Genomic DNA, 24,655 nt, shown 5'->3' with positions numbered 1-24,655 from the left:
GCGGGCATGGCTCGGGCGCTTGGTTTCGACTTCGGCACGACGAATACGGTTCTGGCCATGGCCGATGGGCCCGACACCCGATCGGTCGCCTTCAACAGCGCAACAGGCACGTCCGACAGCATGCGCACGGCGCTCTCCTTCATGAAGGACCCGGCGCTGGGCGCTGCGGCACTGAAGGTCGAGGCCGGACATGCGGCGATCCGGCAGTTCATCGACAATCCCGGTGACTGTCGCTTTCTGCAGTCGATCAAGACTTTTGCGGCAAGCGCGCTTTTCCAGGGCACGCTCATCTACGCCAAACGCCATCGTTTCGAAGATCTGATGGAGATTTTCGTGCGGCGCCTGCGCGCCTATGCGGAAGATGGCTGGCCCACCGAAGTCTCACGGATCGTTACAGGCCGGCCGGTGCATTTTGCCGGCGCCAATCCCGACCCCGCACTCGCCACGGAACGCTACAACGCGGCCCTGTCCCGCATCGGCTTCCCGGAAATCCACTATGTCTATGAGCCGGTGGCGGCCGCCTTCTACTTCGCCCAGCATCTGAAGAAGGATGCGACCGTGTTGGTAGCCGACTTCGGCGGCGGCACGACGGACTATTCGCTCATCCGCTTCGAGACCCATGCCGGCAAGCTCACCGCCACCCCGATGGGCCATTCCGGTGTCGGCATTGCCGGCGATCATTTCGACTTCCGGATGATCGACAACATCGTCTCGCCGGCAATCGGCAAGGGCAGCTTCTTCAGGAGCTTCGACAAGCTGCTGGAAATGCCCACCTCCTATTACGCCAACTTCGGCCGCTGGAACCAGCTCTCCATCTTCAAGACCTCGCGCGAATATGCCGACCTGAAAACGCTGGTTCGCAGCAGCCTGGAGCCGGAAAAGCTGGAGACCTTCATCGAACTCGTCGAGCATGACGAAGGCTATCCGCTCTATCAGGCCGTGTCGGCAACGAAGATGGCCCTTTCGGCTGATGAAGAGGCGGAGTTCAACTTCCCACCCCTCGGCAAGGCCGGCCGCACGCGTGTCCGCCGGGCGGACTTCGAAAAGTGGATCGCAGACGACCTTGCCCGTATCGAAGGCGCGCTGGACGATGTGCTGACGACCACGAGGACGTCACCCGACGCGATCGACAAGGTATTCCTGACGGGCGGCACGTCCTTCGTGCCGGCTGTGCGGCGCATCTTCACGGAACGCTTCGGTCAGGAGCGCATCGAGACGGGCGGCGAGCTGCTCTCGATCGCCCATGGCCTTGCGCTGATCGGCGAGCGCGAGGACATCGCCCAGTGGACGGCGTGATAGAGCACGCTGCCCTGCTCTTTCGTTCCTGTGCCGCATTGGCTACAGTTCGTCCATGATCTCCGCCAGCGACCTAACACCGGCCGAACTTGCCGCTCTCCTGCATTTTCATGCGGATGCCGGGGTCGACTGGCTGCTGGAAGAGCAGCCGGTCGACCGATTTGCCGAATTCGAAGCCATGCGGGCCGCACGACTGGGGGCAAGGGCGGCGCCGTCGCGTGACGAAGCGCCGCCGCCTGCGGCGAAAGCGCAGCCGGATCGTCGTCAGAGCGCGAAGCCAGTTGCCGTACCGCCCCCCACCTCGCCGCGCAATGCGCCCGCGATCCCCGACGAACAGGTTATGGAGCAGGCCCGATTCGCGGCTGAAAGCGCGCGGTCGCTTGCCGAGCTGAAGACTGCAATCGAGGCCTTCAACGGCTGCAATCTGAAAAACAGCGCCCGCTCGACGATCTTTGCGAGCGGCACGGCCGAAAGCCGGATCATGGTGATCGGCCCGATGCCGAGTGCCGACGACGATCGGGAAGGCGTGCCCTTTGCCGGCCGCGCCGGATTGTTGCTGGACAAGATGCTGGCCGCCATCGGCCTTCGGCGCGACGATATCCTGCTTACCAACGTCATTCCGTGGCGGCCGCCGGGCAACCGCACTCCCTCGGCACCGGAAATCGAGATATGCCGTCCGTTCATAGAGCGGCAGATAGCGCTCACGGAACCGAAAGCATTGCTGCTGCTCGGCAATTTCACCGCGCGTCATTTCTTCGACAGCGGCGAGACCATCCACGGACTGCGCGGACAATGGCGGGAAATCAGCATTCTCGGCCGAACGATCCCGGCAATCGCCAGCCTTCATCCGCAGGAATTGCTCACCGCGCCGATCAATAAGCGGCTGGCATGGAATGATCTGCTCGCTTTCAAGAATCGTCTCGACGCCGAAATATTAGGCTGATTTTCGCCACGGTTAACAAAAAATGACACTAGCCATGCATTTGTAGCATGGCAGTCTTTCGCGGCTGTGCATTGCGAAATGGATGTTGCACTGCAATATATAGCTGTGTCTTGGGAGGAATCTCAAAAGGAACCAAGGCCATGAGTTCACGTTTTCGTCCTATTCACTGCGGGTTTGACACCCTGCGTCGCGCTCTCGAGCCCGTGCGCGCTACAAACGGACATCGCAATCTCGGCGTCGCTGCCAACGAGCAGATGACAGCCCGAGGCACCGGAATCTCGGCTCGCGTCAGCCGTCCGACCGCCATCTTCGCCGATTTCCGCGCCTGCTGAACAAGCGTGGCCGCGGGTTGCGGCATAGCCTCGCCTTTGATTTTCAGGAATTGCAGCATGTCTTCGGGTTTGCGTTCGCTCATCACCCTCTTTGATTCGGTCGGCCATATCGGCTCCGCGGTGCGCGCTGCCGAGGAATTCGAGCGCGCTCGCAATCTTGGCAGGGACGAATGCAAAGACTCAAGCCCCGCACGGGCAGCAGTGGCCAGCATTCCTCTATGAGGCCTCATGGGCGGGATCGATGATCCGGCCCATCGTTTAGACTATCCAAAAGAAGATCTCATGAAGCACCGCCGGGTATCGACGCCCGGCTGCGTCTCGCCGCCGTTATTGTTTCGGATCGGGGCGCCCTGCGGCAGACTGCGCCCAGGCGAAAGCCTCGTCTATCGCCGCAAGCTTCACAGCCTGCCATCCGCAATACTGATCCAGAAAATCGCGCGATATCCACATACGCGTCTTCTTGGGTTCGTCATACCAGCCTATGTCGCCACGATCGGCGGATTTGCGCAAAAGGCGTTGCAGATGGGTCCGGGATATCATGAAGTGAGCCGCCAGTGCGCGCGCATCGACGCGCCCGATATCGATGTGGCTGTCCATCTCCGCGCTCAGATCCATTTTCGCCATGATGTGGTCGACGACAAGACCACCGGCCTCGGTCCATAAAAACAAGCCAACGCCCTCCGGCGGCTCGCGCCAGACTTCCGCCTCCAGGCAGTGACGCGCCATGCGCGGTTGTGCCAGATCCATCAGCGCCGGAGAGGTGGCAAGTGCGACCGCACGCACGCCATCGTCGAGCAGATCCAGCGCCGCCAGATTGGACAGATACCAGCCAAACATCGCCGTGTGACTGATCTCGGTCGGCACATAGCGCCGGGGGCGTCGAACATGGCCGGGGGCCGGCACGAGGAAGCGATAGGTGAGCAGTTCCTCGATAAAGCTCAGCACCGTGTTGCGGCTGGCGACCCGATGACGCGTGATAAGATCGCGAAGGCTGACGACGGTCAGACCGGAGCCAGGTACCGCCGGATCGTATTCGAAATGAAGCGCATAGGCCGTCTGGGTCAAAAGCCAGCGCTGATGCGAGGCAAGCATTCGCGCAATCCGCGGGCCATGATCGTAGCGGTTCCGCAACGATTCCGCGAGGAAGCGCAACGATGATATGAATTTGGGATGGCGAGCAAGTTGCTCAATGGAAAAGCTCAATCGGGCCTCCTTGGGGTGCCCTTCTCAACTGCCGATAATACAGGATGTTTTATTTTTGTGAACGAGTTCACCGGAATCGATCATAATTCCGAAAGCCTATAGCATGCTATAGTTGTGTAGACGCACTCATACCGTAAGAGATTAAACAAATAATTTACTTTAAATAACTCTTCTCTGTCTGCGCACGCTGTTTTCGATGACAGCAAGGCAATGACGACCCGTCTGAACGATGTGACCGCAATCGCTGCAAAGGCAGCAAAAACAGCCGGAGAATGATTACGCGGCGGCCGGATACACATCCAAGAGTGGCATTCAACCTGAAACGGAAGCTGCCCGTCGATCGAATACTTGCTGTGCCATAACAAAACATAACGATGTAATGATATGACTTTAACTTTGGTTCAGATTTCGATGTAATGATGCGGCGACTTCCAGTCCGAGGTAAGGCTTCGGATTGCGCCCGCCATAGCATAAGCCTTGATCAGGATGGACCATGCGAACAGACACCGGCCAGATTGTCTATCTGGCAGAATATCGTCCCACCGACTTCGTTCTGGAACGCGTGGATCTCACTTTCGATCTGCATCCGACCGAGACCAAGGTCGAAGCGCGGCTGATCTTTCACCGGCGGGAAGGCACCGATCCGAAAGCCCCGCTCGTGCTCGACGGCGATGAGCTGGTTCTTTCCGGGTTGCTGCTCGATCAGGACGAAGTTCCGGCCGGACAATATGAAGCTTCGCCGGACAGCCTGACCATTCGCGACCTGCCGGAAAGCACGCCCTTCGAGCTCACCATCACGACGGTGATCAATCCGGAGGCCAATACACAGTTGATGGGCCTCTATCGCACCGGCGGCGTCTATTGCACGCAGTGCGAGGCCGAAGGGTTCCGCCGCATCACCTATTTCCCCGACCGGCCGGATGTTCTCGCTCCCTATACGGTCAATATCATCGCCGACAAGCAAGCAAACCCGCTGCTGCTGTCGAACGGCAATTTCCTCGGCGGTGCCGGCTACGGCGAAGGCAAGCACTTCGCCGCCTGGTTCGATCCGCATCCGAAGCCGAGCTATCTGTTCGCGCTCGTGGCGGGCGATCTTGGCGTCGTTGAGGACACGTTCACGACCATGTCCGGCCGCGAGGTGGTGCTGAAGATCTATGTCGAGCATGGCAAAGAGCCCCGTGCAGCTTACGCGATGGATGCGCTGAAGCGCTCCATGAGATGGGATGAGGAGCGGTTCGGACGCGAGTATGATCTCGACATCTTCATGATCGTTGCCGTTTCGGACTTCAACATGGGGGCGATGGAAAACAAAGGCCTCAATGTCTTCAACGACAAATACGTGCTGGCCGATCCGGAAACCGCTACCGATGCCGACTACGCCAATATCGAAGCGATCATCGCGCATGAATATTTCCACAACTGGACGGGCAACCGCATTACCTGCCGCGATTGGTTCCAGCTCTGTCTCAAGGAAGGCCTGACCGTCTATCGCGATCACGAGTTCTCCGCCGACCAGCGCTCGCGGCCGGTCAAGCGCATCGCCGAGGTCCGTCATCTGAAGTCGGAGCAGTTTCCGGAGGACAGCGGCCCCCTCGCCCATCCGGTGCGTCCGACGACATACCGCGAAATCAACAATTTCTACACGACGACGGTCTACGAGAAGGGCAGCGAAGTCACGCGCATGATCGCGACCCTGCTCGGCCGCGACCTGTTCAAGAAGGGCATGGACCTCTACTTCGATCGGCACGACGGACAGGCTGTGACGATCGAGGATTTCGTTAGATGTTTCGAGGATGTCAGCGACCGCGACCTCACGCAGTTTTCGCTTTGGTATCACCAGGCCGGCACACCTCTCGTAACCGCCTCCGGCGACTATGATGCCGCCGCCAAGACCTTCACGCTGTCGCTCGAACAAATGCAGCCAAACACGCCGGGCCAGACGACCAAAAAGCCCCTGCATATTCCGCTGCGTCTGGCGCTGATTGCCGAAAACGGCGCTGTGATCGCCCCGACGTCTGTGGCCGGGGCGGAACTGACCGACGACGTCCTGCACCTCACGGAAAAGGCGCAGACGGTGGTCTTCCACGGCATCCCCTCGCGGCCGGTTCTGTCGCTCAACCGCAGCTTCTCGACGCCGATCAACCTGCAGTTCAACCAAAGCGCCCGGGATCTGGCGCTGATCGCTCGTTACGAAACCGATCACTTCGCCCGCTGGCAGGCGCTGATCGATCTTGGGCTGCCTAACCTCCTGCAGGCGGCTCGCGATGCACGTCAAGGCATTGCCGTCACCTGCGATTCCGCCTTCGTCGACGCGTTGTTGGCGGCAGCGGGCGATGACAGCCTGGAGCCGGCCTTCCGAGCACAGGCGCTTGCCCTGCCGAGCGAAGCCGACATTGCCCGCGAACTCGGCGGCAACAACGATCCCGATGCCATCCACACGGCTCGCCAGGCGATCCTCAAGCGGGTCGCCGAAACCGGCAAGGACATCTTTGCTGCGCTTTACGACAGCATGCAGACGCCAGGATCATTCAGCCCGGACGCGGCAAGCGCCGGGCGCCGGGCGCTGCGCAATGCGGCTCTGACCTATCTGTCGCAACTGGATGGTACGCCCGCCCGTGCAAAGGCCGCCTATGACGCGGCAAACAACATGACCGATCTCAGCGCCGCACTGACCATTCTCGCGCATCGCTTTCCCGAGACGGCGGAAACCGCCGCTGCCCTCGAGCATTTCCGCGAGCGCTTCTCCGAAAATGCTCTGGTCATCGACAAATGGTTCGCCATCCAGGCCGGGATTCCCGGCGCAGGCGCGCTGGAGCGCATCCAGCGGCTCATGGAAACGCCGCTGTTCAAGCGCACCAATCCGAACCGCGTGCGCGCCGTGCTCGGCACCTTCGTTTTCGCCAACCCGACCGGCTTCGGCCGGGCCGACGGCGCCGGCTACGGCTTCCTCGCCGACGAGATCCTCGATATCGATCAACGCAACCCGCAGCTTGCCGCCCGTATTTTGACTTCGATGCGCTCCTGGCGCCTGCTGGAACCGGTGCGCGCCGACCATGCCCGCTCGGCTCTGGTGCGGATCGAACGGGCCGGCGGTCTTTCGAGCGACGTGCGGGATATCGTGGAGCGCATCCTGAAGGAATGATCCCGGTCTTGCCGGCCGTCGATCGAGACGGCTGACTTGCGGCATCTTTTTCAGCTTCAGCGAGTCCCGAATGCACGCAACTTACCGGTGCGTGTACAAAAGATGCTGAAATCACAGATGGTTAAGAAAGTTTTACCTCGCCCTCTGGACAAGGCGAATCGCGAGTGATTCATTAAGGCAGATTCGGGCGAGCGGCGCAGCGAATCACACGAGGGACAAGGCTAGAGCGATGGTGGACGTGCGGCGGGCAACCGCGGCCGATGGACGGCTGCGTGTTAATTTCGACGGTCTGAAATCCTGGCATAGCGGCGTTACTGATCGGACGGGTGTCCGGGTGGAGACGATGTCGCGTCGCTTCCCGCAGACCGAACATATCCTCAAGCGCATCATCCCGGTCCTCATCATTTCCTTCCTGATGGTGGTTGCCGCCTCGCATTTCTTCGGCATGGTCACCGAACATGGCCGGATGGCGGCGTCAGCCCGGCGCGCGACCTCGCTTTCCATCGCCGCCGCATCGGCCGCCCTTTCAAACGATGCCAGCCTGTTCCAGGCCGGCAACCGGAGCGACGCGGAGCGGAAGCTTGCGACTTACCTGCCGCAGGATCGGCTGGATAGCGGCGCATTCGTTCTGCTCGTGCAGTCGAGCGGAAGGGTTTTCGGCTCATCCGCCGCCGGCTCCGCCTATATCGGCATGTTGATCTTCGACTTCTTTCCCGAGGTATCTGCCATCCGGAATTTCGGCGATCACGCCGGCGTCATCGAGACGATGATCGACGGCGAGCCTTATTATGCGGCGATTTCATTGATCGGCGACAAGGGCGATTTCATTCTGTCGGCCGCATCGATGGAGCAGATCGACAAGCTCTGGCGCGATGAGCTGACGCTCAACGTCACGCTCTTTGCCGGCATTTCCTCCATTCTGCTCGTCATTCTCTATGCCTATTACACGCAGGTGAAGCGGGCCCGCGATGCCGACGAAATCTTCCTCGAATCCAACCTGCGCGTCGAGACGGCCCTTTCCCGCGGCCGTTGCGGCCTCTGGGATTTCGATTTCACCAGCCGCAAGTTCTTCTGGTCGCGGTCGATGTACGACATGCTTGGAATGCCGGCCGCCGACAAGCCGCTCGCCTTCACCGATGCGGCACGCCTGATGCACCCGGATGACAACAGCCTGCATATGCTGGCCCGCTCCGTCACCCGCGGCAGCGCCGGCCAGGTGGACCAGATTCTTCGCATTCGCCATGCCAAGGGGCATTATGTCTGGATGCGTGCCCGCGCCCAGGTCATTCGCACCAATTCCGGCCGCGTGCACATGATCGGCATCGCCATGGACGTCACCGAACAGCATCGGCTGGCGCAGCGCTACGCCGAAGCCGACCAGCGGCTGGCCGATGCGATCGAATGCACCTCAGAAGCCTTCGTCTTGTGGGACAAGAATGATCGCCTTGTCATGTGCAACGCCCACTTCCAGCAGGCTTACGGACTGCCGGACAAGGTGCTCGTGCCGGGGGCCGAACGCGCCATGGTCAACGCGGCCGCGGCTCGGCCAGTCATCGAGCGCCGCATTGTCGATCCCGGCCGCTCCAATCATTCGCAGACGACGGAAGTCCAGCTTGCAGATGAGCGCTGGCTGCAGATCAACGAACGCCGGACCCGTGACGGCGGCCTCGTTTCCGTCGGCACCGACATTACACAGTTGAAGCGCAACCAGGAACGGCTGCGCGAATCCGAGCGACGGCTGATGGCGACGATCAACGATCTCTCGGCTTCACGTCAGATTCTGGAACGGCAAAAGGCGGAACTGTCGACCGCCAATGCCAATTACCTTTGCGAAAAGGAACGCGCCGAGGCCGCCAACAGGGCGAAATCGGAATTCCTCGCCAATATGTCGCATGAGCTGCGCACGCCGCTCAACGCCATCCTCGGCTTTTCGGAGATCCTGCAGGATCAGATGTTCGGCCCGCTCGGCTCGGCGCGATACAATGAATATGCCAAGGATATCCATGACAGCGGCAAGCATCTGCTGAACGTCATCAACGATATCCTCGACATGTCCAAAATCGAGGCCGGCCATATCAAGCTCAGCTGCGAGCAGGTCGACCTCGCTCCATTGATCGAGGAATGCCTGCGTCTCACCCGCATTCCGGCCACACACAAGAATATTCTCGTCGAGCAGTGCATCTCTGCCGATATCAGGCTCAGCGCCGATCGCCGCGCCATGAAGCAGATCGTGCTCAATCTGCTCTCCAACGCCGTGAAATTCACCAATGACGGCGGCCGCATCGCGGTTCGTACCCGCAAGGTCGAGGATGCCGTAGTGCTGATCATCGCCGATACCGGCATCGGCATTCCAAAGTCGGCCCTGAGCAAGATCGGCCAACCCTTCGAGCAGGTGCAAAGCCAATATGCGAAAAGCAAGGGAGGCTCCGGCCTGGGGCTCGCGATTTCGCGATCGCTGACCGCGCTGCATAACGGCCGCATGCGTATCCGCTCCCGCGAGGGCGTCGGCACGGTCATCGCTATTCGCATTCCCGATCGGCGCTGATCAGCTTCCCACCGTTGTCTGGAATATTTTTCGTACCGCCTTCGAGAGCCGCTTCAGCTCCGCTTCGAGCGTGCGAATATCGGGACAGTCGCCGGCACGGCAGACCAGCTCGATCAGCCCCGAAGGTGCATGTCCCGGATCGAACAAACCGTCGATGCAAAGCCGGATCAGCTGCGACAGCGCTGTATAGAGATGCAGGGCCTCCAGACAAACATCGAGATCGTTGCGGTCCATCAGACTGCCGCCGAGCAATTTCAATGCATCGGCCGTACTGAGGCCGTTCGCATCTATGCCGACGCCGCGAGTCGGCGCGATGAGCCGCAAATATTGCGCAATGAATTCGATATCGATCAGCCCGCCGGGGATCAGTTTCAGATCCCAGATGCTTTCCGGCGGCTTCTCCTGTTCGATCAGTCTGCGCATCTCCAGGACATCCTTGGCGATCTTGGCGATATCTCGCCTTGCGGAAAGAACCTCGCCGATGATGCGTTCGGCATTCAGCGTCAGTTCCTCGTCGCCGCAGATCAGGCGCGCTCGCGAAAGCGCCATATGTTCCCAGGTCCAGGCTTCCTCGCGTTGGTATCTTTCGAAGGAGTTGATGCGCGTGGCGACCGGGCCTTTGTTGCCCGAGGGGCGCAGGCGCATGTCGACCTCATAGAGTACGCCTTCGGCCGTCGGGGCCGAAAGAGCCGCGATCAGGCGCTGGGTGATGCGGGTGAAATAACGGGTCGCATCCAGCGGCTTCGGACCTGAGGATTCACCTGCCGTATCGTCATAGTCGTACAGCAGGATGATATCGATGTCGGAACCTGCCGTGAGCTCGAAACTGCCGAGCTTGCCCATCCCGACGACGGCGACGCGGCCGCCGGGATATTCGCCATGGGCCGCGCGGATTTCCTTCATTACAGCATCCAGCGCCGCCTCGACGATCAGATCGGCGAGATAGGTGAAGGCGCGGGCGGCCATGAAACCACCGATCGCGCCCGTCAGCAGGCGAATGCCAATCAGGAAGCGCTGTTCGGACGCAAAGATGCGCAAGCGGTCCAGCACCTCCTCATAATGCCTTGCCGGCGCCAGAAAGCTTCTGATGCGCTCCGCCAGATAGTCCCGTGTCGGCAGTTCGGCCATGAGACCCGGGTCCAGCATGCCGTCGAAGACATGCGGCTTGGCGGCTATGATCTCGGCGAGCCGCGGTGCCGACGACATGATGTTGACGATGAGCGAGAGCAATGCCGGATTGGTGCTGAGCAGCGAGAAGAGCTGAATGCCCGCCGGCAATCCGGAGATAAAGCTGTCGAAGCGCAGCAGCGCCTTGTCAGCCCGCTTGCTTTCGCCGAAGACCCTCAGCAGCTCGGGCGTCAGCTCGGTCAGCCGCTCGCGCGCCTCGACCGATTGCGTGGCGCGATATCGCCCGTAGTGCCAGGTGCGGATGACGTTGGAAATATCCGAAGGTCTCTCGAAGCCGAGACGTCGCAGCGTCTCCAGCGTATCGGGATCATCACCCTGACCAGTGAAGACCAGATTGCCGGTTTCGGTCGACAGTTTTGTTTCCTGCTCGAACAGGCGGGCATAGCGTCGCTCGACCGTTTTCAAGGTCGTTACCAAAGCCACGGAAAAAGCCGATACGTCGGCAAACCCCATCATGAAAGCAACGCGCTTCAGCTCGGTGTCCGTCTCCGGAAGCAGATGCGTCTGCTCGTCGCGCACCATCTGCACGCGGTGCTCGACATCGCGCAGGAACCAGTAGGCGGCCGCCAGCTCGTCGCGCGTTTCCGCGTCTATCCATTTCGCCTTGGTCAGCTCCGCCAGCGTTTCCTCCGTCGAACGGCAGCGCAGCGCCGGCATGCGGCCGCCGGCGATCAGCTGCTGCGTCTGTACGAAGAACTCGATCTCGCGAATGCCGCCGCGGCCAAGCTTGACATTGTGGCCCTTGACCGCAATGGCGCCGTGCCCCTTGTGCGCATGGATCTGCCGCTTGATGGAATGAATGTCCGATATCGCGGCATAGTCGAGATATTTGCGAAAGACGAAGGGCACGAGATCGCGGATGAAGGCCTGCCCCGCGGCGATGTCGCCGCCGACGGGCCGGGCCTTGATGAAAGCGGCGCGCTCCCAGTTCTGCCCCCTGCCCTCATAATAGATCATCGCCGCATCGACAGGGATCGCAAGCGGCGTCGAACCGGGGTCGGGCCGCAGACGCAGGTCGGTGCGGAACACGTAGCCGTCGGCCGTGCGCTCCTGCAAAATGCGCACCAGCCGGCGCATCAGCCGCGGAAAGATATCGATCGCGTCTTCCGGATTGGGAACGATACCGGCCGTTTCGTCAAAGAAAACGACGATGTCGATATCGGACGAGTAATTCAGCTCCTCAGCACCGAGCTTGCCCATGCCGAGCACGATCAGGCCCGATTTCCGGCTTGGAGCGGCGGGATCGGCAACCGAGATCTTGCCGGCTACGTGCGAAGACAACAGCAGATGGTCGATCGCCGCGGAGATGGAAGCTTCCGCAAGGGCGCTCAGCCAGCGGGTGGTCACCCTCCCGTCATAGATACGCGCAAGGTCGGCAAGCGCGATCAGGAAGGCGGCCCGGCGTTTGGCCACCCGCAGACGGCTCATGACTTCGGATTCCGAAGGCGACGCCCCACCGTCTTCCGCCGGCAACCAGGCACGACGGGCCTGTTCGACCAGTGCCTTGATCTGCGGCGACAAGGGTTTCTCGATGGCCGCAACGAGCAGCGACGGTTCGAGATTGGCCATTTCGCGCAGATGGGGCGACAGTGCCAGCGCGGCGACGACAAAATCCCGCAGGGAACTCTCGCCGCCTAGCAGGGCGGCGATTGCCGGCTCCACGCCGGCGATCTGCTTGAGATCGGCGAGCGTGGACTTCAATTCCGTCTGGTTCAGCGGCCGCAACCGCCCAGGCGGGACATCCCGCAACAAATCGCCTTGCGTCGTCGTCATGCAGCTCTCCCCAAGAGCAATCGGATAAGGCAGGATTAGTCTATTGTTTCTGTGTGGGGAAGATCATGGTGACCGTTAGTCCCTTGGCATCGGAATGCTCGGGATCGGTATCCGAAAGCTCGAGCCGGCCTCCATGCAGCTCCATGACGGCTTCCACCAGCGCCAGGCCAAGGCCCGTTCCCGGCTTGGAGCGGCTTTCGTCCAGGCGGAAGAAGCGCTTGATCACATCGGCGCGCTGATGGGCGGGAATGCCGGGACCGTGGTCCGCAACGGCAAGCATGACAGCATCATGCGTGCGCGACAGCTTGAACGTCACCGCCGGCTCGCCACGGCAACCGGCCGCATATTTGAGGGCGTTGTCGATGAGGTTGAACAGCGCTTGGCCGATCAGTTCGCGATTGCCCTGCACCTCCACATCCGGCTCGATGTCGGCCGTGAGCGCTAGGCCAACCTCTTCTGCGGCCGGTTCATAGAGTTCGGCCGTATCGGCGACGATGGAAGAAAGATCGACGGCGGTCATTTCGGCCGCCACGGACCCCGCCTCGACGCGGGAAATCATCAGCAGCGCGTTGAAGGTGCGGATCAGCTGGTCCGATTCGCCGATGATGCCCTCGAGCGCGACGCGACGGCCCTCGCTATCGCCATTGTCGACCGCCTCCGCAGCCTTGTTCCGCAACCGCGTCAGCGGCGTTTTCAGGTCATGCGCAATATTGTCGGAGACCTGCCGCAAGCCTTCGTTCAATTTCTCGATGCGCCCCAACATGGCGTTCAGCGATGCCGACATGCGGTCGAACTCATCGCCGGAGCCCCCAACGGGCAGGCGCTGCGAAAGGTCACCCGCCATGATCTTACGGCTGGCATCCGTCATCCGGTCGATGCGCTTCAAGGCGTTGCGGCCGATACCGAACCAGATGACCAGCGCACCGACCCCCATGATCGCCAGCGCCAGCATCAGCGCCTGGCGTACCAGCAGGCGGAAGCGCTCCGGTTCACCGAGGTCGCGGCCGATCAGGATGCGCAGGCCGTTGTCGAGAATGAAGATATTGGCGATCGCCAGATGCCGGCGCTCCGGATCGTTGGTTGCGTCGGTATAGCGCTCGTAGGTGAAAGGCAGTTCCGTCCAGCCGGCCTGACCGAGTACACCGGGCTGCACCGAGGCGACGTTGCCGGCGAGGATATCGCCGGAGGGGCCGGCAATGACGTAGAGATTGGCGCCCGGCTGGCGGGCCCTACGCTCCATCGTGCGCAAGAGCAGGTTCAGGCCGCCAATATCGTAGGCACGCTTGACCTGATTGACTTCCTGCTGAACGGCATCGCGGATCTGACCGGTCAGCAACCGCTCGGACATGGCCGTCACGTAGAAAACGAGCGTGGCGGCACAGAGCGCAAAAAGAAGGATGTAGAGGGCTGAAAGGCGGACTGCGGTGGACTTGAAGAGGACGCGAAAGCGACTCATCCCTCATCCTTGATCATATAGCCGGCGCCGCGGATCGTCTTGAGCAGCGGCTGGCTGAAATCCTTCTCGATCTTGGAGCGCAGCCGCGAGACATGTACGTCGATGACGTTGGTCTGCGGATCGAAATGGTAATCCCAGACATTCTCGAGCAGCATGGTGCGGGTGACAACCTGGCCGGCATTCTTCATCAGATATTCCAGCAGGCGGAATTCGCGCGGTTGCAGCGGGATCTCCTTGCCGCCGCGGCGCACCTCATGCGACAGCCGGTCGAGCTCCAGATCGCCGACGCGATAGAGCACATCCTGCTCCGGCGTACCCTTGCGACGGCCGAGGACCTCGACGCGCGCCAGCAACTCGCTGAAAGCATAGGGCTTCGGCAGATAATCGTCGCCGCCGGCACGCAAGCCGGTGACGCGATCATCCACCTGGCCGAGCGCGGAGAGAATGAGGACCGGCGTATGTACGCCCTTGCGGCGCAATTCGCTGATGACGGACAGTCCGTCGCGGCGGGGCAGCATGCGGTCGATGATGGCAACATCGTAGGTGTTCTCGGTGCCCATGAAGAGACCGCTCTCGCCGTCGCTTGCGTGATCGGCAACTATGCCGGCCTCGCGAAACGCCTTGGTGAGGTAGGCCGCCGCTTCGAGATCGTCTTCGATGATCAGAATCTTCATGTGGGCGACATTACCCGCCGAGGGCGTATCGGCACAACCGGAATCGGAAGAGGTCACGGCATGTTGGCCAGCGGTCGTCATTTTTCACCTGCCTTGAAGCCAGTCATTGTGGGGGCTTTGAAAAGGGAAGCCGCACAAGCCGTGGCCTGCGCGGCTTCCCAATGCATTCAGTCGGCTGATGGGATCAGCCGGCGTTGATCGGCAGGGCGACGAAGCGGCTGCCATCGTTGGACTGGATCTGGAACAGCGCGCGCGTGCGGCCGTCCTTCTTCGCCTGTTCGATGACCTTGGAGATGTCGCCGGCGTTCGAGATCTGCTGGTTGTTGACGGAAGTGATCTTCTCGCCTTCCTTTATGCCCTTGTCGGCAGCATCGGAGTCGGGATCGACAGCGGTGATCGCCACACCCTTGCCGTCGTCGGACGGACCGACTGTCATGCCGAGATCAGCCAGAGCCTTTTCGGAGGACGGCTGCTGCGGCTGGTTCGGCTGCGCGTCGTCGTTGGAAGCCTGGTTCTGATCGGCCGGCAAGCTGCCGAGCTCGACCGTGACGGATTGGGACTTGCCATTACGCCACAGGGACACCTCGACCTTGGCACCCGGCTGCATGGCGCCGATGCGACGGGCGAGGTCACGCGGATCCTTGACCGGTTCGCCATTGACTGCCGTGACCACGTCGCCGTTCTTGATGCCGGCCTTCTGTCCCGGGGAACCGTCCTGCGGGGAAACGACAAGCGCGCCACTTGCGTCGGAAAGGCCGAGGGATTCGGCAATATCCTTGCTGACGGGCTGGATCTGTACGCCGAGCCAGCCGCGCGAAACGGTGCCGGTCTTGATCAGATCGGTCACGACATCCTTGGCTGTTGTCGCCGGGATCGCGAAGGCGATGCCGACGCTGCCGCCCGACTGCGAGAAGATGGCGGTATTGATACCGACCACCTGGCCGTTGAGGTTGAAGGTCGGACCGCCGGAATTGCCCTTGTTCACCGGTGCGTCGATCTGGATATAATCGTCATAGGGGCCGGAATGAATATCGCGGCCACGAGCGGAAACGATGCCGGCGGTGACCGTACCGCCAAGACCAAACGGGTTGCCGACGGCAACGACCCAGTCACCAACGCGAACCTTGGCGTCGTCGGCCCAGCCGACATAGGTGAACTTCTTGCCCTTGGGGTCGACCTTCAGAACGGCGAGGTCGGTACGCGAATCCTTGCCGACGAGCTTGGCGTCAAGCTCGGTGCCGTCGTTGAGGACGACGACGAAGGCAGCGCCGTCGGAAACGACGTGGTTGTTGGTGACGATATAGCCGTCCTCCGACACGAAGAAGCCGGAGCCTTGAGCGACCGGCCGCAGACGACCCTTGCCGTCCTCGGAGTTCTTCTGCTGGTTCTGGCCCTTCTGCTGGCCGCGGCCCTGCTGCTGCTCGAACTGCTTGAAGAACTTCTTCAGCGGATGATCGTCGGGAAGGTCGTCGAAGCCACGGCCGAGCCCGAAGGAATCGTCTTCATCGGCAACCGTATTGATGCGGGATTCGACACGGACCGAGACGACCGCCGGCGATACGGCATCCACCACGTTGGCGAAACTCGGCACCTGCGGCGCCTGCACATTGACGACATCGGCATAGGAATTGCTGACGACAGCCGGAACACCCGTAGTCAGAGCAGCGACAGCGAGGCCGGCGACGACAGAAGCCTTCATAGCGGTGCTACGGGACAAGGTGTTCTTGATATTCCTGAACATATGCGAGTTACCTTCTCTTCTCTCGTCAGATTTCCACGGATGGGAAACCGGTTATGATGCGTGATGGTAAAGATATAGGGCGCCGGACGTTACAACGAACTGTCCGCCCCATGAAAAATTCGTAATGTATGGAAATGATTGCAATGGCGCGCGGGTAAATGACGACCGCATCACTTGCCGAGGATATTGTCCAATTGCGCCTCTTCCTCCGGAGTGAGAGGCTTGCCGGTCGGCTTACCGGCACGGCGACGGGCATAGACGACAAGGGCAAATCCACCTACGACAAAGAGCGCAATCGGTGCGCCCCAAAGTATAAGCGTCTTCTCCGTAAAACGCGGCTTCAGCAGGACGAACTCGCCGTAGCGGGAAACGATGTAATCGAGCACCTGCCTGTCGGTATCTCCGTCGACGAGGCGTTTGCGCACGAGCAATCGCAGATCACGGGCAAGATCGGCATTGGAATCGTCGATGGACTGGTTCTGGCAGACCATACAGCGCAATTCGGATGAGATGGTGCGCGCCCGCGCTTCCAGAGCTGGATCGGGCAGGACCTCGTCCGGATTGACGGCGAAGGCCGGCAGCGGCACCATGATCGCCGCAAGACAGAGGCACAGGCGTGCAAAGGTCGCCAGAGCCTGTGCGATCGCGAGATGGGATGTCGACCAACCTCTGCTCATTCCGCCGGCTCCAAGGCGGGGCGCGCCTGCTTTACCTTGCGGCTCGGCGCGCCGACACGCAGGCGGCGATCGCTAAGCGAAACGAAGCCGCCGATGGCCATGACGAGAGCGCCCATCCAGATGCAGAGAATGAACGGTTTCCACCAGATGCGCACCACCATGCCGCCATCCTTGCTGGCGTCACCCACCGACACGTAGAGCTGGCTCGGCCCAAGCGTCAGGATGCCGGCCTCGGTGGTTGCCGTGCGGTTGGCCGTGAAGACGCGCTTGGACGACGACATTTTCGCGAAGGCGACGCCGCCGCGGCTTACCGTGAAGCGGGCGCGATCTTCCGTGTAGTTCGGGCCGACGCCCGGTTGCATGCCCTCGAAACGCAGGCTGTAGCCGCCGAGTTCGGCCGTCTCGCCCGGTTTCATGCTGGTGATGTTCTCCGTCTCGAAGGTCGTCACGGCAACGATACCGAGCACGGTGACGCCGAGACCGGCATGGGCAAGTGCCGTGCCGAAGGCGGAGCGCGGCAGCCCGCGCAGACGGCGCCAAGCGACATTTGCCGCCACCTTGCGAACGCCGGCGCGATACCAGAGATCGGCCAGGGCGCCGAAGACCAGGAAGAAGCCGGCGGCAAGGCCGAGAACGGCAAGCACCGGACCACCATGCCGCAAGTAGAAAAGAACAAGTCCGGCAAGGAAGGCAAGACCGGCCACAACATAGAGCCGCTGCAGCGCGCCGAGCAGGTCACCCCGCTTCCAGGCCAGCAAGGGGCCGAATGGCACGGCAATGAGGATCGGCATCATCAACAGCCCGAACGTCATGTTGAAGAACGGCGGCCCCACGGAAATCTTGTCGCCGGTTAGGGTCTCCAGCGCCAGCGGATACAGCGTGCCCGTCAAGACAGTGCCGCAGGCAACCGTCAAGATGAGGTTGTTCAGCACCAGCGCGCCCTCGCGCGAGATCGGTGCAAACAATCCGCCGGCGGCAAGCTTCGGCGCACGGAAGGCGAAGAGCGACAGCGCGCCGCCGATGAAAAGGAGGAGAATGCAGAGAATGAAAATGCCCCGCGTCGGATCGCTGGCGAAGGAATGAACCGATGTCAGCACGCCGGAACGCACAAGGAATGTACCAAGCAGCGACAGCGAAAAGGTCAGGATCGCCAGCAGAACCGTCCAGATCTTCAGCGCATCGCGCTTTTCCATGACCAGTGCGGAATGCAGGAGCGCCGTCCCGGCAAGCCAGGGCATGAAGGAGGCATTCTCCACCGGATCCCAGAACCACCAGCCGCCCCAGCCGAGCTCGTAATAGGCCCAGTAGGAGCCCATGGCGATGCCGAGCGTCAGGAAGCTCCAGGCAGCCAGCGTCCAGGGCCGGACCCAGCGCGCCCAGGCAGCGTCTATGCGGCCCTCCAGCAGCGCCGCAACGGCGAAGGAGAAACAGACGGAAAAGCCGACATAGCCGAGATAGAGCAACGGCGGATGGATGGCGAGGCCGATATCCTGCAGGACGGGGTTGAGATCCCGGCCTTCGGCAGGCGCCGGGTCAAGCCGGATGAAGGGATTGGAGGTCAGAAGGATGAAGACTAGGAAGGCCGATGAGATCCAGGATTGTACGGCGAGGACATTGGCGCGCAGCACATCGGGCAGATTGCGGCCCAACAAGGCGACGAGTGCGCTGAACAGCGACAGGATCAACAGCCAGAGCATCATCGATCCCTCGTGATTGCCCCACACCCCGGAGATCTTGAAAATCAGCGGCATCAGCGAATGGGAATTGGCCCAGACGTTCAGCACCGAGAAATCGGAGGCCACATAGGCATAGGTCAGGACGCCGAAGGAAAAAGTAACGAGCACAAACGTGACGACGGAACCGACCGGCGCGATATCCATCATCGACACATCGCCGCGCCGCGCGCCGATCACGGGGAGGATGGAAACGATAAGCGCGGTCGCCAGCGCGAGGACCAGGGCATAATGTCCGAGCTCGATGATCATTGAGTCGCCTCCTTACCCTTCCAGACGCCATCCGCCTTCAGCTTGTCGGCAACCTGTTTCGGCATGTAGCGCTCATCATGCTTGGCCAGAACGCTGTCCGCAACGAAGACATCGCTGCCCGGCTCGAATTTGCCTTCGGTCACGACACCCTGTCCCTCACGGAAGAGATCCGGCAGGAGGCCGTCATATCTCACCTTGATCGTATCTTTGCCGTCGGTCACAGAGAATTGCACCTGCGTGCCCTGGCCGCGCACGACGGAGCCTTGGCCGACGAGTCCGCCCAGGCGGATGAGCGTTCCGGCATTGACCGGCGTCTTGGCGAGATCACCAGGCATGTAGAAATAGGCAACCGACTGGCTGAAGGCGAACAGGACGAGCAGCACGGCGATGGCGATGAACCCCATGCCGCCGGCGATGACAGCCAGACGTTTCTGCTTGCGGGTCATTGCTGCGTCACCTCCGTCGGCAGTCCCAATTCTTTTGCCAGCGCCAGGAGCTGTTGTCCCTCCCCACCATCCGCCGGGAAGGCCGTAAGGCCGCGCTTCAGCGCATCGACGGCGCGATCCCGGTCGTTCAGCACGACATAGGAGCGGATCAACCGCATCCAGCCCTCGAAATTCTTCGGATCTTCCTTGAGCTTGGCATCGAGGCTATCGACCATGCCGCGGATCATCTGCTGGCGATCGCCGCTATTCAAGCTATTCGCAGCCGCGACATCCTCGGCCGTCGGATTGCCGGGCGCATTCACATTTGCGGACGCCACCGGCTTGCCGCCGTTCTTGACGATATGCTGGTCGACGGCCGCAAGCCACGGCGCATCCGGCGGCGATTGTTTCGCCAGAGCCTCGAATGCGGCTTTCGCATCCGCCGCCTTGCCTTCCTGCTCCAATGCCAGCGCCAGATAGTAGAGCGTTCGTGGGTTGGCGTCATCAAGCGCCCGCGATTGCTGCAGTACGCTGCGCGCATCCGCGGTTACGATACCATCAGCCTTGACCACCAACACCTCGCCCAGATCGCCGAGCCGCGCGGCGTTCGGCCCCAGCAGGCGGATGACGTTGCGATAGGCAAGCTCCGCATCGCCTATGCGGTTGGTCTTGAAGTAGATCGGCGCCAATACCTCCCAGCCCTTGCCGTCATCCGGGTTCCTGGCGAGGTGCTGTTCGATCTTGACGATCGAGATGGCAAGATCGTTTCCGGGCTTTTCGAGCCGCGCTTCCAGCGGCTGCGACGGCAGCCCGGGCTCGCCATTGGCAAGATAAAGACAGAGCCCTACGACGGGAAGCATGACGACGATGAAGGCCTGGGAAAGGCGATAGCTGCCACGTTGAGACGATTTCGCTTCGCTCGCCTCCTCCTTGGAAGCGGCGATCAGGCGTCGGCCGATTTCCGCGCGGGCGTAGCCGGCCTCTTCCGCGGAAATCAGCCCGCCGGCAAGATCGCGATCCAGTTCACGAAGCTGATCGCGGTAGACCTCGGCCTCTCCCGAACGACGGTCGCCAGCCTCCTTTGCACCACGCAGAAGAGGGTGAAGCAACACAGCGCCGACAACAGCCGTCAGAACGGCCACGAGAATCCAGAACAGCATAGACGCCCAATACTTTAACGAGGCGCTTATTCCAACCGCGAAAGCCCCGTTGACGAAGATTTGAGGCGTTTGGCCGCGCCTACTATGCCTTCGCCCCAGCGGGAAAAGCTGCCCAAGGGGCGAATGAGGGGATGAGGAGCGAAACGACGAAGGCAATCCTGACGGTGCAACGCCGTCTCACCCGGCGCTTTGGCGCCACTCTCTCCCCACTGGCGCGAGGGCTAAGACCATCTCAGTTGAGCGGCGTCCATGTGCCGTTGTCATTGCGGCATGCGGCACCCCTTGCCGTGGTCGGCTTTCCCTCGACCGTGATCGTGTGCGTGTATTGCCGGCAATTTTGCGAGCCGACCTGATAGGGAGCAGCGGCAATGACCTCGCCGCTGGCATTCCTGCCGTTCCAGACCACGGGCTGACCGAGCGGCGAGCTCTCCAGCGCCCGGTACTCCGCTTCCAGCGCCCGCTGCAGGTCACTATCGCTGAGCTTGATGCCGGTTCGTCCGACAATGCCGCCTTCAAGCGCGACAATATAGGTCGTCGACCCCGCGGACTTCGAAGAGTGGAGCAGGCTTATGCCGCCGCCCTTGCCGCTCGTCGTCGAGCAACCTGAAAGCGCAATCGCGACAAAAACGGAGGGGGCGATCAAGAAAAAGGTACGAAGCTTCATACAACCGAACCAGTATCAACAAGCAAACTATAGGTACTGCGATGCGGCATCATCATGACCCACCACATCTTTTTGTCATCATGCCGTGCCTCACGCAACATCCTTCGTCAGACCAGGCAGAATTAGGCTGGCGCGAAGGCCGCCCCAGGCACCGCGGGAGAGTTCCAGCCGCCCCTGATATTCGTTGGTGATCTCGCTGACGATCGATAGCCCGAGACCGGTGCCCGGCTTGCTCTCGTCCAGCCTGCGCCCGCGCTTCATCGCCTCGCGGATCTGATCCGGCTCGAGGCCGGGTCCATCGTCCTCGACCACCAGTTCCACCCAATGACGCCGCACGGGATCGATGCCCTTGATTTCCGGCGGCGCCTCGCTCGCGGAAAGACGCACCTTGTGCTCGGCAAAGCGGGCGGCATTTTCCAGCAGGTTACCGACCGTCTCCTCCAGATCCTGCTGCTCCATGGCAAGGGCAAGATTGGGAGCAACCGACAATTCGAACTCCTTGTCCGCATTGAGCCGCCGCATGACACGGACAAGCCGCTCCAGCGCCGGTTCCGCCTCGGTGCGCGCCAGCACGGATTCGCGCTGCGCCGCGATACGGGCACGGTTGAGATAGGATTGCACCTGCCCCTGCATAGCCTCGGCCTGATTCTTCACCAGATCGCCGTGCGAGCGCTCCAGCACACGGGATTCGTTGAGCAGCACCGCGATCGGCGTCTTCAGCGAATGGGCGAGATTGCCTACCTGCATGCGGGCTCGCTCGACGATGCGTCGGTTGCTTTCGATCAGGGCGTTGACCTCATTTGCAAGCGGCAGGATCTCGCGCGGGAAATCACCCTGCAAACGCTCGCTCTCGCCGGCACGGATGCGCTCCAGCGCCGCGCGGGCCTTATCGAGCGGCTTCAAACCGTAGAGAATGGCAAGCGCGTTGACGATGAGGCTGCCGACGCCGAAACCGACGAGCGCAAAATAGAGGCTGTGGGAGAAATTGCGGACATCGTCCTCGACGACAGCGACATTGCCGGTGACGCGAAACCGAGCTGCATGGTCCGTATCGAACTGGATTTCGGTTTCAGCCACCTGCACGCGGTTTCCGAAGGCATCCGTAACGATGTAATAGCGCTGGTATTGCTTGTCGAAGGGTGCCTCCAGCACCGACAGCACCGGCAGGTTCGATGCGCCGAGGGACGGCGAGACCAGCGGTGTCGCGGTATAGGTACCGAGCGGTTCGACTATCCAGTACCAGCCGGTCTTCGGCTGGGCGAAGCGCAGGTCGCCAAGCTCCGGCTTGCCAGATAACTCACCCTGATCGCTGATCGTGACCGAATTGATCACACTGGAAAGCTGTGCGCGCAACAGGTCCTCAAAACCGCGCTCGGCACTCTTACGATAGATATTGGAGATAACCAGGCCGATCACCACCAGCGCCACGGCGGACCAGAGTGTGGTCAACAGCAGGACGCGAGCGGTGAGCGACTTAATTCGCATTGGTCGGAGCTTGGATTCGGTAACCAAGGCCACGGACCGTCTCGATCAGATCGACGCCCATCTTCTTGCGCAGACGGCCGACGAAAACCTCGATCGTATTGGAATCGCGATCGAAATCCTGATCGTACATATGCTCGACCAGCTCCGTGCGCGAGACGACTTCACCCTTGTGATGCATGAGGTAGGCAAGCAAGCGGTATTCATGAGAGGTGAGCTTGAGCGGCTTGCCGTCGACCGTCGCCTTCGAGCTCTTGGTGTCGAGCCGCACCGGACCGCAGATGATTTCCGAGGAGGCATGGCCTGCGGCGCGGCGGATCAATGCGCGGATACGGGCGAGCACCTCTTCGACATGGAATGGCTTGGCGACATAATCGTCGGCGCCGGCATCGATGCCGGCCACCTTGTCGCTCCAGCGGTCGCGAGCGGTCAGGATCAGCACAGGCGTGGCCCGCCCGGCGCCGCGCCATTTCTCCAGCACGGTGATGCCATCCATCTCCGGCAAACCAATATCTAGAATGATGGCGTCGTAGGGTTCTGTATCGCCCAGGAAATGGCCTTCCTCGCCGTCAAAGGCCGTATCGACCACGTAGCCTGCCTCTTTCAAGGCCTCGGCGAGCTGGCGATTCAGATTGATATCGTCTTCGACTATGAGAATGCGCATGTTGGACCCAATTTCCCCGGTTCGAGAAACAGTACTGTAAATCGAGCTACAGTGGAATCATGGAAACGATAAGATTTTGCGTGAGATTCAAGGCTTTAGAACGTCCGCTGTGCGTTATGACCCAAGATGCTCATGCTTCACATCGGCACCTTCATCGTCACCTTGCGCGGACGCTGCCCGTTGCCCTGTACGAGAACGGTGATGACACAGCTATCGCCGGACGGCTGCGCGGAAAGGAGCTGCCCACCCGTCTTTTCAACGACAGCGGCCGCAGCCTCGCTGCAATCGCTGTTGGCGCGGGCCACCAGGGTCGACGTCGGCGCCGGCAAAACAGCCGAGCCGGCCAAGACGACCGCCGCTGCTGCTATGCTTAAAAATGAGGCCATGCTTCAGACTTCCCACAGGGACATTAACTTGAGCAAATATGTACCCAAACACGTCTGAATGGCAAATGAATGGGCTGTAATTTTCCGCTCGCAGGACGTGCAGCAAGCTAAAAATTGAATTTAACTATTTGAATCTATTATATGCGGAGTTCCAAAGCGGCGGCGGCGGCAGTTTATCGAATGCTATCGATGCCAATCTCCTATCCATGCTCGTGTATCCGGTTGGCGGCAACATGCATAAATCCAAGACTCAGGCATTTTTAATCATTCTTGATTATCATTGCCTCATAAGCGCGTCATGATCGATCGCGCATGCTTGGCCAACCCAATCGGCCCTCAAGTGTTTTACGAACGTAAAACACCAAGTTTTTCTTGAGTCTTTTGAATCGGTTGAGGGCGCTTCTTCTGTAGAAGAGTCAGGAACCTTAGACGTTGATTCAAGAACCTCTCGCAATGAATCCGCTCGGCGACAATCCGATTCCGTTCGAGCGCTCAATCGCTTGAAATTGCTGGCGATGGAAGGCCCCGCCAAGGCTTCGTTCAGAACGGTTCGCGGATCGCCACCGTCGTCTCGTAATCGGCGGCAATCCGCATTTCCCGCAGCGGGCGAACGCGATCGATGGAGCGCTGATAATTCGGATGCGCCTTGTAGGCGGCGAGCGCGGCCTCGTCATCGAATTCGCCATAGACGACGATATCGACTTCGGTGCCGAGCTGGTCGGTCTTTACATTCGTGCCGATCTCCAGCAGGCGCGCATGCGGGATGGCGGTCAGGATCGACAGGCCGGAGCGGACGTCCTCAAGATTGGCGCGATCGGGAACGGTGAAGAAGACGATATGACGGATCACGCGACGGCTCCCTGTGCGTGTGCGAAGGCACCGCGCGATATCATGCGCGCGGAATCAATTCAATGAATCG

The 24,655-nt window shown here is 60.9% G+C and carries 19 protein-coding genes; 5 read left to right on the top strand and 14 right to left on the bottom strand.

What is annotated here, in order from left to right; translation table 11 throughout:
* The first annotated feature begins 6 nt into the window (after positions 1-6).
* From FHT29_RS20100 to FHT29_RS20090, 3 genes are all read left to right on the top strand, one after another.
* Positions 7-1,296, top strand: a complete 1,290-nt coding sequence (locus tag FHT29_RS20100) for an Hsp70 family protein (protein ID WP_037193774.1) — start codon at positions 7-9, stop codon at positions 1,294-1,296.
* 55 nt (positions 1,297-1,351) lie between these two features.
* Positions 1,352-2,239, top strand: coding sequence for a uracil-DNA glycosylase (locus FHT29_RS20095; protein WP_037193771.1), 888 nt, complete (start codon positions 1,352-1,354; stop codon positions 2,237-2,239).
* Positions 2,240-2,379: 140 nt separating this feature from the next.
* Entirely contained in the window at positions 2,380-2,571 is a 192-nt protein-coding gene (locus tag FHT29_RS20090; protein ID WP_037193769.1) for a hypothetical protein, read from the top strand.
* Between the two features lie 327 nt (positions 2,572-2,898).
* Here FHT29_RS20090 and FHT29_RS20085 read toward each other — a convergent pair whose 3' ends face one another.
* Complete coding sequence (locus FHT29_RS20085) at positions 2,899-3,774, bottom strand: hypothetical protein (RefSeq protein WP_047559764.1); 876 nt, start codon at positions 3,772-3,774, stop codon at positions 2,899-2,901.
* Positions 3,775-4,267: 493 nt separating this feature from the next.
* On the opposite strand from FHT29_RS20085, the gene pepN reads away from it, so the two are divergent.
* Both pepN and FHT29_RS20075 read left to right on the top strand, forming a co-directional pair.
* Positions 4,268-6,916 carry an aminopeptidase N gene (gene pepN / locus FHT29_RS20080; RefSeq protein WP_047559761.1) on the top strand — a complete coding sequence of 883 codons (2,649 nt, stop codon included), beginning with the start codon at positions 4,268-4,270 and terminating at the stop codon, positions 6,914-6,916.
* A gap of 229 nt (positions 6,917-7,145) precedes the next feature.
* Positions 7,146-9,461 (top strand): PAS domain-containing sensor histidine kinase, encoded by a 2,316-nt coding sequence (locus FHT29_RS20075; RefSeq protein WP_037193763.1) that lies wholly within the window; start codon positions 7,146-7,148, stop codon positions 9,459-9,461.
* On the opposite strand, the gene FHT29_RS20070 is transcribed toward FHT29_RS20075, so the two are convergent.
* The 13 genes from FHT29_RS20070 to FHT29_RS20010 all read right to left on the bottom strand — a co-directional run bounded on the left by FHT29_RS20070 (position 9,462) and on the right by FHT29_RS20010 (position 24,585).
* On the bottom strand, positions 9,462-12,422 hold the full coding sequence (locus FHT29_RS20070) for a bifunctional [glutamine synthetase] adenylyltransferase/[glutamine synthetase]-adenylyl-L-tyrosine phosphorylase (RefSeq protein WP_047559758.1): 2,961 nt from the start codon (positions 12,420-12,422) through the stop codon (positions 9,462-9,464).
* 40 nt (positions 12,423-12,462) lie between these two features.
* The gene (locus tag FHT29_RS20065) at positions 12,463-13,878 is read right to left on the bottom strand and encodes a HAMP domain-containing sensor histidine kinase (RefSeq protein WP_047559755.1); all 1,416 of its coding nucleotides are present in this window, start codon (positions 13,876-13,878) and stop codon (positions 12,463-12,465) included.
* Positions 13,875-14,633, bottom strand: coding sequence for a response regulator transcription factor (locus tag FHT29_RS20060; RefSeq protein WP_037193758.1), 759 nt, complete (start codon positions 14,631-14,633; stop codon positions 13,875-13,877). The genes FHT29_RS20065 and FHT29_RS20060 overlap by 4 nt, the downstream gene beginning before the upstream one ends.
* A 103-nt stretch (positions 14,634-14,736) precedes the next feature.
* The gene (locus FHT29_RS20055) at positions 14,737-16,293 is read right to left on the bottom strand and encodes a Do family serine endopeptidase (protein ID WP_047559753.1); all 1,557 of its coding nucleotides are present in this window, start codon (positions 16,291-16,293) and stop codon (positions 14,737-14,739) included.
* A gap of 170 nt (positions 16,294-16,463) precedes the next feature.
* Positions 16,464-16,883 (bottom strand): cytochrome c-type biogenesis protein, encoded by a 420-nt coding sequence (locus FHT29_RS20050; RefSeq protein ID WP_131512159.1) that lies wholly within the window; start codon positions 16,881-16,883, stop codon positions 16,464-16,466.
* 83 nt (positions 16,884-16,966) lie between these two features.
* Positions 16,967-18,955: a heme lyase CcmF/NrfE family subunit gene (locus tag FHT29_RS20045; protein WP_168600063.1), complete on the bottom strand. Its 1,989-nt coding sequence runs from the start codon at positions 18,953-18,955 to the stop codon at positions 16,967-16,969.
* Positions 18,952-19,401, bottom strand: coding sequence for a cytochrome c maturation protein CcmE (ccmE, locus tag FHT29_RS20040; protein ID WP_037193754.1), 450 nt, complete (start codon positions 19,399-19,401; stop codon positions 18,952-18,954). The genes FHT29_RS20045 and ccmE overlap by 4 nt, the downstream gene beginning before the upstream one ends.
* Positions 19,398-20,540, bottom strand: a complete 1,143-nt coding sequence (ccmI, locus tag FHT29_RS20035; protein ID WP_047559746.1) for a c-type cytochrome biogenesis protein CcmI — start codon at positions 20,538-20,540, stop codon at positions 19,398-19,400. The genes ccmE and ccmI overlap by 4 nt, the downstream gene beginning before the upstream one ends.
* Positions 20,541-20,772: 232 nt before the next feature.
* Positions 20,773-21,204 (bottom strand): membrane protein, encoded by a 432-nt coding sequence (locus tag FHT29_RS20030; RefSeq protein WP_047559742.1) that lies wholly within the window; start codon positions 21,202-21,204, stop codon positions 20,773-20,775.
* A 90-nt stretch (positions 21,205-21,294) separates the two neighbouring features.
* Positions 21,295-22,689, bottom strand: coding sequence for a HAMP domain-containing sensor histidine kinase (locus FHT29_RS20025; protein WP_037193751.1), 1,395 nt, complete (start codon positions 22,687-22,689; stop codon positions 21,295-21,297).
* Positions 22,679-23,350 carry a response regulator transcription factor gene (locus FHT29_RS20020; protein ID WP_037193750.1) on the bottom strand — a complete coding sequence of 224 codons (672 nt, stop codon included), beginning with the start codon at positions 23,348-23,350 and terminating at the stop codon, positions 22,679-22,681. The genes FHT29_RS20025 and FHT29_RS20020 overlap by 11 nt, the downstream gene beginning before the upstream one ends.
* Before the next feature lie 137 nt (positions 23,351-23,487).
* A complete protein-coding gene (locus FHT29_RS20015) occupies positions 23,488-23,736 on the bottom strand; it encodes a hypothetical protein (RefSeq protein ID WP_034507944.1) in 249 nt (82 codons plus the stop codon).
* 540 nt (positions 23,737-24,276) lie between these two features.
* Positions 24,277-24,585, bottom strand: a complete 309-nt coding sequence (locus FHT29_RS20010) for a Dabb family protein (RefSeq protein WP_047559738.1) — start codon at positions 24,583-24,585, stop codon at positions 24,277-24,279.
* Positions 24,586-24,655: the final 70 nt, after the last annotated feature.

It is taken from the genome of Rhizobium sp. SG741 (assembly GCF_012275435.1).
GTDB lineage: Bacteria > Pseudomonadota > Alphaproteobacteria > Rhizobiales > Rhizobiaceae > Rhizobium > Rhizobium lusitanum.
Note: the sequence above shows the minus strand (reverse complement) of the source record. Positions and strands in the feature narration are given on the sequence as shown.